This is a genomic window from Streptomyces sp. NPDC001858, assembly GCF_053594615.1.
On record NZ_JBSFEV010000025.1, the window covers coordinates 1 to 14,004 of the forward strand.

The 14,004-nt window shown below is 70.1% G+C and carries 8 protein-coding genes, 2 tRNA genes and 2 pseudogenes; 5 read left to right on the forward strand and 7 right to left on the reverse strand.

Features of this window, described 5'->3' with window-relative positions:
• Nucleotides 1-189: 189 nt before the first annotated feature.
• Entirely contained in the window at nucleotides 190-741 is a 552-nt protein-coding gene (locus ACWCPF_RS29250) for a hypothetical protein (RefSeq protein ID WP_451048094.1), read from the reverse strand.
• Between the two features lie 82 nt (nucleotides 742-823).
• Nucleotides 824-2,110 carry a hypothetical protein gene (locus tag ACWCPF_RS29255; protein WP_451048095.1) on the reverse strand — a complete coding sequence of 429 codons (1,287 nt, stop codon included), beginning with the start codon at nucleotides 2,108-2,110 and terminating at the stop codon, nucleotides 824-826.
• Nucleotides 2,111-2,692: 582 nt separating this feature from the next.
• Between ACWCPF_RS29255 and ACWCPF_RS29260 the strand changes: the two genes are divergently transcribed.
• Nucleotides 2,693-3,268 (forward strand): hypothetical protein, encoded by a 576-nt coding sequence (locus ACWCPF_RS29260; RefSeq protein ID WP_451048096.1) that lies wholly within the window; start codon nucleotides 2,693-2,695, stop codon nucleotides 3,266-3,268.
• A gap of 94 nt (nucleotides 3,269-3,362) precedes the next feature.
• Nucleotides 3,363-3,987: pseudogene (locus ACWCPF_RS29265) on the forward strand (protein kinase); the annotation flags it as partial.
• Between the two features lie 185 nt (nucleotides 3,988-4,172).
• Here ACWCPF_RS29265 and ACWCPF_RS29270 read toward each other — a convergent pair.
• On the reverse strand, nucleotides 4,173-4,463 hold the full coding sequence (locus ACWCPF_RS29270; protein WP_451048200.1) for a hypothetical protein: 291 nt from the start codon (nucleotides 4,461-4,463) through the stop codon (nucleotides 4,173-4,175).
• Between the two features lie 588 nt (nucleotides 4,464-5,051).
• Here ACWCPF_RS29270 and ACWCPF_RS29275 point away from each other — a divergent pair.
• A pseudogene (locus tag ACWCPF_RS29275) lies at nucleotides 5,052-5,333 on the forward strand (site-specific integrase); the annotation flags it as partial.
• Between the two features lie 66 nt (nucleotides 5,334-5,399).
• Here ACWCPF_RS29275 and ACWCPF_RS29280 read toward each other — a convergent pair.
• From ACWCPF_RS29280 to ACWCPF_RS29290, 3 genes are all read right to left on the reverse strand, one after another.
• A complete protein-coding gene (locus ACWCPF_RS29280; protein ID WP_451048097.1) occupies nucleotides 5,400-5,960 on the reverse strand; it encodes a signal protein in 561 nt (186 codons plus the stop codon).
• A gap of 263 nt (nucleotides 5,961-6,223) precedes the next feature.
• Nucleotides 6,224-6,296: transfer RNA gene (locus tag ACWCPF_RS29285), tRNA-Arg, on the reverse strand.
• Between the two features lie 206 nt (nucleotides 6,297-6,502).
• A tRNA-Ser gene (locus ACWCPF_RS29290) sits at nucleotides 6,503-6,593 on the reverse strand.
• 176 nt (nucleotides 6,594-6,769) lie between these two features.
• Between ACWCPF_RS29290 and ACWCPF_RS29295 the strand changes: the two genes are divergently transcribed.
• Together ACWCPF_RS29295 and ACWCPF_RS29300 are read left to right on the forward strand one after the other, a co-directional pair.
• Nucleotides 6,770-7,294 carry an SSI family serine proteinase inhibitor gene (locus tag ACWCPF_RS29295; RefSeq protein ID WP_451048098.1) on the forward strand — a complete coding sequence of 175 codons (525 nt, stop codon included), beginning with the start codon at nucleotides 6,770-6,772 and terminating at the stop codon, nucleotides 7,292-7,294.
• 386 nt (nucleotides 7,295-7,680) lie between these two features.
• The gene (locus ACWCPF_RS29300; protein ID WP_451048099.1) at nucleotides 7,681-12,129 is read left to right on the forward strand and encodes a PAS domain-containing protein; all 4,449 of its coding nucleotides are present in this window, start codon (nucleotides 7,681-7,683) and stop codon (nucleotides 12,127-12,129) included.
• Between the two features lie 145 nt (nucleotides 12,130-12,274).
• Here the strand turns inward: ACWCPF_RS29300 and ACWCPF_RS29305 are convergent, their stop codons facing one another.
• Nucleotides 12,275-13,954 carry a long-chain fatty acid--CoA ligase gene (locus ACWCPF_RS29305; RefSeq protein WP_451048100.1) on the reverse strand — a complete coding sequence of 560 codons (1,680 nt, stop codon included), beginning with the start codon at nucleotides 13,952-13,954 and terminating at the stop codon, nucleotides 12,275-12,277.
• Nucleotides 13,955-14,004 lie beyond the last annotated feature (50 nt).

Genomic DNA, 14,004 nt, shown 5'->3' on the forward strand with positions numbered 1-14,004 from the left:
TGAGCGAGCCCGTCCTCGAACGCGCCTTCGCGTACTGGTCGAAGATCGACGAAACGATCGGCAAGCGCATCGCCGACGGCGTCCGAGCAAAGTCCTAGAGGGCTCGAACCACGCCGACAGTGATCACCACGGGGTGCCGTGGGATGCCACGGGGTGCCGTGGGATGCCATGGGGTGCGCCGAGGCCGCATCAGCACCAGGCGGCCCCGTCGTGGCTGGCCGTGACGTCCAAGCCGTACTCATCGGCGCTGTTGCCGTCGCTGTTGCTGTCGATGTTGCTCTCGCCCTCGCTGTCGTCGAGATCGCTGGGGAACCACACGGCGAGATGGGCGGTAGTGCCCTCGACGGACTTCTCGAAACAGAGCGCCGAGGTGTCGACCGCGAGACTGCCCGGTGCCGGGGACGGCGAAGGGTTGGCACTCGTGAGTCGCCAGCCGTCCTCCGTGGCGGCCTGGCGATAGAAGGCCAGCACGCCGGCCCGGGATGTCGTGGGCCGGTAGTACTGCCCGGCGTAGGCGAACCCGTCGTCCTCGTCGCACCCGGAGTACGGCTCGCCCTGGAGCCGCGTCCCGCTCGGGTACGCGTCGAGGATGGGCAGGGACGCCAGGCTGGGGGCGAGCGCTTCGTCCGCCCTCGTACAGCCGTAGAGCCCACCGGACAGCGCCCACACACCCGTTGCCGCGACGACGGCCATCCCGCCCGCGCCGACGAGAACCAGTGTGGCCACTGCCTTCAGCTTCATGGCGCGGAGCGTAACGCAGCGGACCTGCGGACCGGCCGTGCACAACCAGAGCCACCGCCGCCGAGCGCGTGCCGCCGAAGTCTCAGCCGTCCTCCTCGCGTTCCTCTTCGCGTGCTTCGACGCGTTGTTCGTCGCGCTCTTCGTCGTCCCCGCGCCGGCGGAGCACCCGTTCGGTAATCCCGCTGGAGAGCTTGCCCGTCACCGATCTGGCCCGGCCGAGGGTCTCGTTGCCGAGGCGCCGGGCGGCGATGACGCCTCCCGCTCCCGTCTCGAGCACCTTGTCTCGCTTCTCCGCGGCCGCGTCCACCCATCGTCTCGCGTCCAACGACTGCCGGCCGTGCTCGATCCCGAGCCGCCCGTGGAAGTCGACGACGGCGATCGCGACATGGTTGCCCGAATGCACCACGGCCGGGGACGCGGTCGGATGCAGCAGCACCTTGGTGTTGGCCGTGCCGACAGCCGCGTCCACGCGGGCCATCAGACGCTCGGTGCTCCGGGCGATGAGTTCCATCCGGTTCTGCCGGGCCGCCCGGACCGCGAGCCGATGCCGGTCCAGCTCGTCCGGAGACGCATCCAGCACACGGTCGAGTTCGAGCACGGCGATCGCGTCGTGCAGTTGGAAGCAGCGCGCGAGAACGGCGAGCCACTCCCGAACCGCGAACTCCGCGTCCTTGGACGCCTTGGCGAGATCGCCGATCTTGGTCTTCTGCTCCATCTTCTCGGCGAGCGCGTCGAGTTGACGCAACGCGTAGGCCTGGGTGCGCGCGATCGTCATCGACGTGGCCTGCACCTTCGACCACGTGACCTCGGAGACCCGTCCCACCTGCTCTCGGACGATCATGGCCTCTTCGATGACGAAGCCGGCTCCGATCATGTCCGCGGACACCGCGTCCTTCTGGGCGCGGAGCACGTCGTCGACCTTCTCGTCGATCGCGGCGAGATAGTCGGTGATCTCGTCCATGGTCTGCTGCATGGCGAGCTGCGCCATGAGCCCCGCGGCGCCGGCCAGCAGCGCGGGGTTGCTCAGCAGCGCTCCGGGCGTCCTCGCCAATTCGAGGAGACCCTTGATCTTGCCGTTCTCCGTCAACACGGCACGACTGGCCCCCGCATTCGAGCCCTTCATCAGCCTGTACTTCTTGAGAGCCTGCGCGGACTGCTCGGTCAACTTCACCCAGCGCCCCGAGTTGGCCGCAATCTCGGAACCGGTCTGCGCAACTCCAGCCACAGCACTGAGGGCGGATCCGAGCCGCGGCAGCCCGAGGTCCTTCGACGGCAGCCCCTCGGAGACCAGGAAACGTTCGACAGCCGCCGGACTCCCGATGACGGCCAGTCCATCGCCGTCGCTGATCAGCTGAACGTCGTCATCCATAGTCGGCTCCTGAACTGACTTGACTCTTCGCGGCAGAGGGCGCGGCCGACCGGGCAACGGTCAAGTCCCCCCGAAAGACCCCAAGGCACCAGACGCTACCGCCACCCGCCGCAATCTGACGGCTTCGAGTTTCGGCTGAACGACCGTGAACGGTGCCGAACGAGACGGAAACCAACACAGAGGCGCGCCCCCGGTTTCAGGGCCTGAGCCGGTTCTGCTGAGGGTCGAAGCAGACCAGCCCCATCGAGTCCGCGAGGGCCGCCGCATAGGTGGAGGCCTCCTCAGCCATGCTCCAGCGTCCGCACAATCTGGCGCGACTGTGGGGCAGAAGCAACGTCCTGACCGGATCCGGCCCTGCACCTCAGCCGACGACCGGCCGGCCGGCCAGCCATGAAGGCGCATCGCGTCTCATCAAGTCGCTGAGTAACGGCATCAACTTCACCCCACCTACTCCATTGACGCAAGCAGTCAGAAACCGCCAATGGCGATCCAGGATTATCATTTCAGGGTGAAGAGTTTCATTATTTGACCAAGAAGTTTACACATTCCCCTCTGTCGGTATCTCCCAGAGGGGGAGGATGAATGACCGAGAACGAAGTAACCGCATCTCCGGACATAGAGGTCGAACCTTCAGGGCAAGTCGACCCGAACAGGGGACGCGTTTCGGTGTGGGTCCAGGATCACACTCCGCTGGCCATCGCAATTGCAGGGCTATTGTCTGCTCTGTTTACGCTACTAGCCGCAAATCCAATGATCGTGAGCATATTTAGCCCTGGGGGAGTTTCTAAAGCAGCGAGAGTTACGGCAGAGGTTGCAGAACCCTCTGGCGGCAAGATCTCGCAGGATGAAATACTGGAAGTCTCCGGCAGCTTTGACGGGACACTGCAAGGGCGATCTTTGTGGGCTTTCGTGAAGAATATCGACAACGGCACTCTATGGCCGTCGTATGAACCTTGTTCGATCGCCGCTGCAGAAGGAAAGTGGAGCTGCAAAGTAACTCCACTGCCCAAGGTGTCTGAGCTTCAGGTGCGACTAGTAGATTCTCGTGGCGTCAACGAGATTCTACAGTGGGTCATCAAAATCAACGCCGGGAGCGCGCCAGCCTTGAATGAGGTGAGCGGCTCCGAAGTCTTGGCGCAAAGAACTTTGTCTCGATAACTCCATCCCATCGCTTCTATGTCCGATCCCGCGGTAACCTCAAGGCCCTGACTGCGCACCGCCTCAACGAGCCGGGCCCGCACCCGCCCAAGGGTGCGGGCCCGCCCAGCCGTGGACCGCGCTCGCCCCCGCACGCGAGGGCGCCGTCCTGCACCGCCTCGGGCTCGACACCGTTGCGTACGGCGAACGGGAGCACGGCACGTGGAACTTCCAGCCATGGCACGACGGACCAGACCTCAACAAGCTGTGGGAGCAATGCCATAGCAAGGGTTCGTCCATCAGCCCGCGCTCCAGCGTGGCGCTGAAATGTGTCCAAGCCCTGGCCGATCTCCACGTGCGGAGCTGGGCACACGGCGACGTGCAACCCGCCCACTTCATCATCGGGCCGGAACGAACCCACCGCATCGACCTCGCCCTCGCCCAGGGGGGGGAGGCACCGGAGATCGCGCGCAGCGTGCTCGACACCGGGGAAGCGGAGCCGACGCAGGAAGCCGACGTCTACGCCCTCGGAGCCTCGCTGCTCATCTCCGCCACCGGCCGGCAGTCGGTCGAGTACCCGGACGCCACTCCACGCCCCGTGCAGCGACAGGCAGTCGCCAACGGCCGGCGTCGGCCCGTGAAAGTACCCGGTGAGCTGGGCGAACTGGTCGACGCGATGCTCAGCCACGCGCCGGGGGGACCGGCCCACCATCCATGAGGTGGGCAAAGCACTGATCTGACCCCGAACCCCAACAACAATAAAACGCTCGACCTACGCGCAGGTCATGAGCACGACGCTCAGGACCGCCGTCGATCAGATGGACCACGCACTGGGTGACGACCCGAGGGACGAGATCTTGTAGTCGGACGCCTTGATGACGTCCGACACTGCGGCCGATCTAGGGCCTGTCGTCCGGATCAGGGATCAGGCCGTGGGGCGGCGGCGGGCGCGGAGCAGGTAGACGCCCTTCACGGCATAGACGGCGGACATGAGCGCGAAACCGACGGCGGCGAGCCAGAACCAGGATTCCGCCACCACGAAACTCAGTAGGAGTCCGCCGATGAGCAGCAAGTTACCGACGGCGTCCACCAGGTCGAGGCGCGCCTTGAATCGCACCACGGAGTCGGGTCCGCGCAGTCGGCGGATGATGCGTACGAGGGCAAGCATCTGCAAGAGGGCGAGACCGAGAGGGATCCAGACGAACCAGTTGGGCATGTCCACGGCGCGCAGCGTATCGCTCGACTCGGCCCTCGGACGAAGGTCCAAAAGGAACGCTCTAGGCGTTGATGTCACCCGTTGACGTCAAAGGCCCCGCCGGACGAACCGGCGGAGCCTTTGACCTGTGTGCACTCAGCAGGATTCAACCAGCAATCTTCTGACCCGTATCTGGAGAGATCGTTCATTCAAGGTCATACGGGCTGTGGGGCGGATCGTGCGGGCCGATGTCGATCGCTGACGGTTGCTGGGGTTGCTGTACTTCGTTGCTGTACCGCAGCGAGGCACCGTCGCTCCTCCTGGTCCCGGGCCGTTGTCAGTGCCGCTTGCTAGTTTGTCTGGTGGAGTGAGACCGGTCAGAGAACCTTCGAGGTCCGCGGTCAAGGGGGGTGGGCATAAAGGTCCCCGGGAGCCACCTCGGGACTATGTTCCAGGCCGTAGATCCCCACCCCCCTCATCCCCCTCCTTGACGGAGCTGGCGGCACAGCCTGATGCCCAACACGCTTTCCCACTGTGGTGGTGCCGTCCCGGGCCGAGTACAAGCCCGTTCACCTGCGTTCACGCGTGGTCGGTAGCCCGTGCTGCGGAACGCTCCTGTACGGGACGCCCATCGAGCCGGGGAATCTGAGCCGCATGTTCGCCTAGCGGGTCCGCCGCGCCGGCCTCCGGGTGATCCCACTCCCCACTCCGCAACACCCGTCACACATGCAGTTCGCTGGTCGTCGCCCTGAGGTCCACCCGAAGGTGGCTCAGCGCATCCTCTGGCTCTCGCAGATCGCGATGACGTTGGAGGTCTACGCCGAGGCGAGCGAGGAGGAGGAGCGCGCGGCACCGGGCAGGCTGTCTGAAGCCATGGGCGGCGCCGGCTGAGCACCCCGTAACAATGACCTGCTCACCAGGAAACCCCGAACTCGGGGTCTCCTGTGCGTCGTTCTCCTACGCGGCATCAACCGTCAGGGAGTAATCCACACCGATCTCCAACCCCTCGGACTGGCCCCGAATCGTCAGCGTGTGCTTGCCGGGTTGCAGTGGAGGCAACTGGACCCAGAGCCCGCATCCAGTAGCGCTGAAGCGCCCGCCCGTACCGGTGACGGGATTGTCGGTGACACCCCGCACAGTGATCGTCTCTCCTCGGATGGTTTCCGAGCTGACCTGCTCACCGTCCAGGACCGCGGACCCCTTGGCCGCGCTCATGAAATCTGTGCAGTCCGCCAGGCCACCGATCAGGTTCACGAGGGGGAACGCGAGAGGTACCCCGTCAGGAACGCCGCAAGTGCGCTTGGCCTGAGTGCCGAAGGTGCCTGCCAGGAACCAAACATCCTGCGGCTGGTTGCGCCCGCAGTCGCTTCCATCCTCGTCAGCGACCGGGTTTGTGTCTTCAGACTCCGACATTGCCCACGTCCACCACCGGCTCTGCAGCGCCTCAGAAGAGAGGCGGCCTTGGGTCGGTGACTGCACCGCAGAGGCAGAAGCTGATGTCTGCTCCGTCTCCGTCACATCTTCTGATCCCTCGGATGCTCTGGCCCCGCATCCCACCACTGCAGCCAGGACTAAGGCAATAAGTCCCGCTCTGCCGGTTTTGACCTTCATGAGCGCCCCTCCCGCACCGCACGAATGCCTTGCCCCCGGTCGCCGTGCAGCATGCCCGGCCACCCGAACCGCGAGCCGGTCGAGCACTCCGGTCATGGCTGCTGCACTTCGCTGCCGTACGCCGCCAAAACGCCAAAGGCCCCGGATCTCTCCGGGGCCTTTGACCTGTGTGCACTCGGCAGGATTCGAACCTGCAACCTTCTGATCCGTAGTCAGATGCTCTATCCGTTAAGCTACGAGTGCTTGATTTATTCGGTTTTTCTGTCTTCACTCCCGGTCCTTCTGGCCCGCTCGCGGCGACAGGAAGAACATTACATGACTGCCGCCGTCATGTGAAATCCGTTTGCCGTACCCATTGTGACCTGCGGAAACGGCTCCTGAGGGGCTCCCGGAGGGGTGCGGGAAACGACGAAGCCCCGGTCCGTCGGACCGGGGCTTCGGTGATCGCGCGGAGGCGGAGGGATTTGAACCCTCGATGGGCTTGAAGGCCCAAACCGCATTAGCAGTGCGGCGCCATAGACCGGACTAGGCGACGCCTCCCGCACAGCCACTCGCGTGTGTGCGAGTGGTGCGTGCAGATGATGACACAGCCAAGCGTCGTGTCACCAATCGGCGTCCACGGTACTAGGGAGTCGGGCCGCAGGGCAAAGGCGTTCTTCGGGCGCAAAGGTGTTCTTCGGGCGCAACGTCGGCGGCGGCGCGGCGTTAGTCCGGTCATGTTCCAGGTCACCCCGCTTCGACGGCTCGCCGTCACCGTCTCCGCCGCCTCCGCCGTCTGCGCCGCCGTGGTCGTCCCGTCCGCCGCGGGCCCCGTCCCCGTCGCGTACGCCGGGACGGCCGACGTCCGGACGGGCGGCGTCCCCTTCGCCCCGCCGCCCGTGCGGGACGAGGACCGGGTCGCCGACGATCACCTCACCGTCACCGTGCGGCACACCGGCGGGCGGGCGGACGGGACGTTCGAGGTGTACTGCCACCCGGGCCGCGGCAGTCACCCGGACGTGGGAAGCGCCTGTCGCGCCGTTGACCGGAACACCCGGTGGGGCAGGGACGCCTTCGCGCCCGTGCCGGGCGGCGGGATCTGCACGATGCGGTACGGCGGGCCGGCCACCGCCCATGTCACCGGACGCTGGGCCGGACGTCCGGTCGACGCCACGTACGACCGCAGCAACGGCTGTGAGATCGAGCGGTGGGACCGGCTCGTGCCGCTGCTGCCCGATCTGCGCCCGGCCGCCGCCCGCTGATCCACCCAGGCAGCCTGCCCCGCAGCCGGCCTCGCAGCCACCCGCACATCCACGCCCGCATCCACGCCCGCATCCATCCCATGCCCGTCAGCCGGCCTTCCGTCCGCGCCTCATCCGCTGCGCATAGCGGAAGCACCGGTTCCGTAAAGGTCGGGCGGAGGTCCCGCGGAGTCGGGCGGGCGTGGGGGCGGGTGTCGGTGCAGGCCAGCGTGTGTGGGGGCGGGCGCGGACGGACGTTCTGTGTCACTTCGTCGAGCGAGCTCCCTCCCATCCGGCTCCGTCGGCGGGACCCCAGCCCGTAGACTCCCCCGCGTGACACGTTGCGGGCCGGTTGGCAAGATGGCCCGAACGGTCGGCAAAGTGCGGTAACAGGGAGGAAGCGACTCGTGAGCAGCAGGCCATCCCGAGGCGCTGCTCGCCTCGCAGCCATACTCGACGCGCTTCCCGACGCGTTGGTACTGGTCAACGCCAACGGGACCGTCGTCAACGCGAACACCATCGCGCTCGAGGCCTTCGAGACGCCGGGGACGGCGCTGGTCGGGCGGGGGCTGCTCGATCTGCTGCCGCAGTTCGACTCCAAGCTCATCCCCGGGTCCATGCGGCGCCCCGATCACATGGACCCGCGCGGGCAGACCAAGCCGACGCGGATGGTCGCCCGGCGGACCGACGGGTCCGAGTTCCCCGTCGAGGTCACCAGCGCGAACCTGGAGAACGGCCAGCAGGCCTACGACGGCTACGGCTACACCTCCGCCTCCGACGAGCTGCTGATGCTCGTCGTCCGCGATCTCTCCGGCACCGTCGACACCGAGGCCGAGCTGGCGCGTTCGCAGCGGCAGACCGAGATGATCCTGCGGGCCGCCGCCGAGGGCGTCGTCGGCACCGACACCGACGGGCGGATCGTGCTCGTCAATCCGGCCGCCGCGCAGATCCTGGGTTATCGGGCGAGCGATCTCGGCGGCAAGGAGCTGCACACCCTCGTGGTGCACTCGCGCGCCGACGGCTCGCCGTTCCCCTACGACGAGTCGCCGCTCGCCGACACGCTGCGCTCCGGGCGCAAGCACCGGGTGCGCGGGCAGGTGCTGTGGTCGAAGAGCGGGGACAAGGTCTCGGTCGACCTGACGACCGCCCCGGTGCGCGACGGCGACCAACTCGTCGGCGCCGTCATGACCTTCACCGACCGGCGCTCCTACGACGCCCTCGCCGAGGAGAAGGACGCCGTCGAGCAGCGGCACACGCAGGAGCTGGAGAAGCTCTCCGAGGAGCACGCCTCCGACCTCACCGCGCTGCGCCAGCAGCACGTCACCGCGCTCGAGGAGCTCCAGGAGCAGCACGAGGAGGAGCTCGCGGCCGGCGAGGAGCGCTACGCCGCGCTGGGCGAGCGGGAGAAGGACCGGTACGAGGCGCTCGCCGGGCGGCACGAGCAGCTGCTCACGCTGCTCGGGGGCTCCCTGCGCGGCCCGCTGGACGAGCTGCGCCGCGAACTGGCCGCGCTCGCCGCCGACGACGCCGGTCAGCTCTGGCCCGAGGCCAACCAGGTGCTCCATCACCTGTCGGCCGGCTACTCCCGGATCACCACGCTCATCGACAACGTCCTCGGCTATCAGCGGCTCGACACCGGCGCGGAGACCGTCGTCCGGACGAAGGTGATGCTCGACGCCGTCGTCGCGGCCGGTGTCGACGGCGCGGTGGAGCTCATCGGGCCCGGGCGGGTCCAGTTCGCCGTGCACGCGCCGCCCATCGAGGCGGAGGTCGACCCGCGGCTCCTCGCGACCGCGCTCGCGCATCTCGTGGCCGACGTCGCGGGCGTCGACGCCACCGGCAACGCGCCCGTCTCGGCGGGCGGTTACATGGACAACACGGTCGTCGTCGCGGCCGCGCAGCGCGGGGAGGTCGTGCGCATCGAGGTGCGCGGGCCGTACGCCGGCGGCGACCCCGTGCACGAGCCGATCGTGCGGGGGATCGTCCGGGCGCACGGGGGTGTGCTGCAGACGCACGAGGTGCCGGGCATGAGCGGCAGCGCGTATGTGCTGGAGGTGCCGTTGGGCGGTGGCGCGGGGGCCGTGCCGGCTCCGGCCGCGACCGCCCTGCCCGCCCTCGCGGCCGGTCCGGGCCCGGTCTCGGAGGACGAGGCTGTCGGCGGGCGTCGGCGGGCCCGACGGTCCTCCGTGGACGCCTTCCTGGAGAGCGACGTCCCCGGCGACGTCCCCGGCGCCGAAGTGGAAGCCGCGGTGCCGACCGGGCGTCGGCGCAGGCGTGCCGGGGCCGCGGCCGTGGAGGAGACGCCGGCCGAGGCGTCGCAGCTGCCGGTGGCCGAGCCGGAGAGCGCGGGAGGCTCGGGAGGCTCGGAGGGCTCCGGGCGGCGGCGTGGGCGGTCCGCCGAGGTCGCCGTCGTCGGGGCCGACGCTGGGGTGAGCGAGGGCGCCGTCGTCACCGCCGCGGAGCACGCCGCGGGGACCGCCGCCTCGGGTACGGGGCTCGGCGGCACCGTTCCGCCCCAGGGCGTGCCGGTGCCGGGCGGACGCCGCGCGCAACTCGAGCCGGACGGCCCTCAGCAGCTGCAGAATGCCCTGCCGCCCGCGCCGCTCCCGGCGCTCGCGAGCGCACCGTCCGAGATCGCGGTCGCGAACGGCGACGGAGACGGGGACGGGGACGGGGAGGCGGAGAGCGGGCAGCCGAGCGGGCGCCGTCGGCGTGCGCTTGCCGCCGCGAACGAGCGCGCCGCCGCGCAGGAGGCGGGGCCGCGTGCGGTGTTCGCCCTGCCGCCCGCCGAGGCGGACCGCGTGCCGGAGGGCTCCGGCGGCACGAGCGCGGCCGACCAGGCCCGCGCGGCGGGACCGGTACCGGCCGCGGGACCCATCCCGGGCGCAGGACCACTGCCGGGCGCGGGTCCCATCCCGGTCCCGGCTCCGATCCCGGGTCCCATCCCCGCTCCCGTTCCCCCTCAGGCTCCCGTTCCCGTTCCCGTGCCGACCGCCGCTCCGGTGCCGGCTCAGGCTCAAGCTCCGATTCCGGCGCAGGCCCAAGCCCAGGCCCAAGCGCCCGGCGCGGGCTCCGCCGAGGACTCCGCGATCGACCACGGACGTCACGACGCCGTCCCGCTCGACCAGGCCGACGAGCACACCCCGCCGCAGCCGCACCCCACCAGCGCGCCCACGGGCCGCCGTCGACGGGCCGCCGCGCACCCGGCGGAGGCCGCGGAGGTCGTCGGCGCGCCCGGGCCGGGCGTTCCCGCAGTGGCCCAGGCCGCCGTCCCGGCACAGGCACAACCCCAGCCCCAGCCCCAGCCGCAACTTCAGCCCCAGCCCCAGCCCCAATTGCAGGCGCAAGCACAAGCACAGACCCAGCCGCAGGACGGTGTCGGGCAGCCGCTTCCGGCTGAGGCGGTGCCGAGTCCCGCCCCGAACTCCCCCGCCGCCGCGCAGGCGCCGCAGGCCGCCGTACCGGCGGCGTCGACGCCCGGTGGCGGCACCCCGCTGCCGCCGGAGGCCGTCGTCGGGCCGCCGCGGGCGGCCCAGCCGTTGCCCGCCGAGGCCGCCGCCGCGCCCATGGACCCCCACTCGACGCAGGGGCGGGCGATCAGCGTGCGGACGCTGGGGCAGGGCGTCCCCTTCACCCGCCAGGCCGCGCAGGTGCAGCAGCTCCAGCACACACAACACGCCCAGCCGACGCCGGCGCAGCAGGCCCAGGCGCAGGGCACGGCCACCCCCGCCCCGCACGGACCCGGTGGTTCCGGGCGGCGCCGCAAGCTGGGGACCCCGCCCGATCCGGCGACCCGCCCGGAGCAGACGGCGCGTCCGCACCCGCCGGCCGAGCAGCCCGTCGTCCCGCAGGTGCCGCGGGCCCCGCAGCCCGCGGCGTCCGCGCAGGCGCCGCAGGCCGCCGCTGGGGTGGCGCCGGCGGCTCAGCCGCCGGTCGCGCCCGCCGTGCCGCAGCCCTCCCTCGCCGGGCAGGTGCGGCTCATGCCGGGTGGCACGAACACCGAGGGGGCCGGGCGGTCGTACGCCATAGGGGCCCCGGACGAGAACGCCGCCGAGGGACCCGAGCCGCTGGACGGGCCGGGCGGGGCCGTCGAGGTGGCGGATCCGCCGCGCCCGCAGCCGCTGGACGACGAGCTGCCGCCGGAGCCGCTGGACAATCCGCGTCGGCTCCTGGTCTGGCCGGCGCCGGACGTCAGCACGCAGGCGGCGCTCAGCGACCGTGGCTACCGTCCGGTGATCGTGAACTCGCGCGAGGAGGTCGACGCACAGATCGCCGCCTTCCCGGCCGCGCTGTTCGTGGACCCGCTGACCGGGCCGATCACCCGCACCGCGCTGCAGTCTCTGCGTACGGCCGCCGTGGCCGCCGAGGTGCCGGTGCTGGTCACGGCCGGGCTCGGGCAGGCGACGCGCGAGGCCGCGTACGGCGCCGACCCCGCCGTCCTGTTGAAGGCGCTCGCGCCGCGCGACAGCGAGCAGCATCCGCCGCGGGTGCTGCTCATCGAGGAGCACGCCGAGATCGCCCTCGCGCTGACCTCGACGCTGGAGCGGCGCGGGATGCAGGTGGCGCGGGCGGCGAGCGACGCGGACGCCGTCACGCTCGCCGGGCAGCTGCGGCCGAACCTGGTGGTGATGGACCTGATGCAGGTGCACCGTCGGCAGTCCGGGATCCTGGACTGGCTACGGGCGAACGGACAGCTCAACCGCACCCCGCTGGTCGTCTACACGGCCGCCGTCGACCCGGCGGACCTGCCGCGGCTGGCGTCGGGGGAGACGGTCCTGTTCCTCGCGGAGCGGTCCACCAGTGCCGAGGTGCAGGGCCGGATCGTGGATCTGCTGGCTCGCATCGGCACCAACTGAGGGACAGCCAGACAGACAGCTAGGCAGCCCAGCAGCCCGGCAGCCAGCCAGCCCAGCAGCCAGCCAGACGTACGCCGGGCAGGTGCCGCGAGACACCTGCCCGGCGTACGCGTACGAACCGGGGGAAGTCCGGACCGGTGGCCGGTCAGAGCTGGGTGACGTCCAGCTCGCCCTCGGCGTACCGCCTGCGCAGCACCTTCTTGTCGAACTTGCCGACGCTCGTCTTCGGGACGGCCTCGATGATCGTCCAGCGCTCCGGGAGCTGCCACTTGGCGATGCCGCCCTCGGCGGCGAGGAAGGCGCGCAGGGACTCGAAGTCGGCGGTCGTGCCCTCCTTGAGGACGACCGTGGCCAGCGGACGCTCGCCCCACTTCTCGTCCGGGACGGCGACCACGGCGGCCTCGGCGACGGCCGGGTGGGCCATCAGCGCGTTCTCCAGGTCCACCGACGAGATCCACTCGCCGCCGGACTTGATGACGTCCTTGGCGCGGTCGGTGAGGGTGAGGAAGCCTTCGGGGGAGATGGTGCCGACGTCGCCCGTCTTGAGCCAGCCGTCCTCGCTGAACTTGTCGGCGGGGCGCAGGGGTTCGGCGTCCGGCCCGTTGTAGTAGGCGCCCGCGATCCACGCGCCGCGCACCTCCAGCTCGCCCGCGGACTCGCCGTCCCAGGGGAGGCGTTCGCCGCCGGGGCCGCTCAGGCGGGCCTCGACGCCGGCCGGGAAGCGGCCCTGGGTGAGGCGGTAGCCGAACTCCGCGTCGGTGCCGACCGCGTGGGCCGGCGGGCGGGCGATCGTGCCGAGCGGGGAGGTCTCCGTCATGCCCCAGGCGTGGCAGACCCGCATGCCGAGGTCGTCGAAGGCCGCCATCAGGGCCGGCGGACAGGCCGAGCCGCCGATGGTGACCTGGGTGAGGGTGGAGACGTCCCGGGGCTTGGCGGTGAGCTCGGCGAGCAGGCCCTGCCAGATGGTGGGGACGGCGGCCGCGTGGGTCGGCTTCTCGGCCTCGATCATCTCGGCGAGGGGCACGGGCTGCAGGAAGCGGTCCGGCATCAGCATGTTGACGCCGGTCATGAAGGTGGCGTGCGGCAGCCCCCAGGCGTTGACGTGGAACTGCGGGACCACGATGAGTGAGGTGTCCATGTCGGTCAGGCCCATCGACTGGGCCATGTTGACCTGCATGGAGTGCAGGTAGATCGACCGGTGGCTGTAGACCACGCCCTTGGGGTCGCCGGTGGTGCCGGAGGTGTAGCACATGGCGGCGGCCGTGCGTTCGTCCAGCTCGGGCCAGTCGTAGGCGGTGGGCTTGCCGGCGATCAGGTCCTCGTACTCGTGGACCTGCGGGCGGACGTCCGCGAGGAGGGAACGGTCGCCGGGGCCGGAGACGACCACGTGCTCGACCGTCTTGAGGTGCGGGAGCAGCGGGGCGAGCAGCGGCAGCAGGGAGCCATTGACTATGACGGCCTTGTCGGCGGCGTGGTTGACGATCCACGCCAACTGCTCGGGAGGCAGCCGCAGGTTGAGGGTGTGCAGCACGGCGCCCATCGCGGGGATCGCGAAGTAGGCCTCGACGTGCTCCGCGTTGTTCCACATGAGTGTGGCCACGCGGTCGTCGCCGGCCACCCCGAGGTCGTCGCGCAGGGCGTGCGCCAGTTGGGCGGCGCGGTCGCCGATCTCGGCGAAGGAGCGGCGCTGCGGCTCGCCCTCGCCCGTCCAGGTGGTCACCTGTGAGGTGCCGTGGAGCTTCGCCCCGTGGGTGAGGATCCTCGAGATCAGCAGTGGTACGTCCTGCATGGTGCTCAGCACGGCGTCCTCCCAGGGCGGCGACATTGCCTACGCGGTGGTAACTGTTGTGCTGATTCTGCGCACATACCGCGCGG

Bases quoted from the DNA above. Each gene is read 5' to 3' on its own strand.
- ACWCPF_RS29270 (WP_451048200.1), bottom strand. From the start codon at position 4,463: ATGCCCAACTGGTTCGTCTGGATCCCTCTCGGTCTCGCCCTCTTGCAG.
- ACWCPF_RS29255 (WP_451048095.1), bottom strand. From the start codon at position 2,110: ATGGATGACGACGTTCAGCTGATCAGCGACGGCGATGGACTGGCCGTC.
- ACWCPF_RS29295 (WP_451048098.1), top strand. From the start codon at position 6,770: ATGTTCCAGGTCACCCCGCTTCGACGGCTCGCCGTCACCGTCTCCGCC.
- ACWCPF_RS29305 (WP_451048100.1), bottom strand. From the start codon at position 13,954: ATGTCGCCGCCCTGGGAGGACGCCGTGCTGAGCACCATGCAGGACGTA.
- ACWCPF_RS29250 (WP_451048094.1), bottom strand. From the start codon at position 741: ATGAAGCTGAAGGCAGTGGCCACACTGGTTCTCGTCGGCGCGGGCGGG.
- ACWCPF_RS29260 (WP_451048096.1), top strand. From the start codon at position 2,693: ATGACCGAGAACGAAGTAACCGCATCTCCGGACATAGAGGTCGAACCT.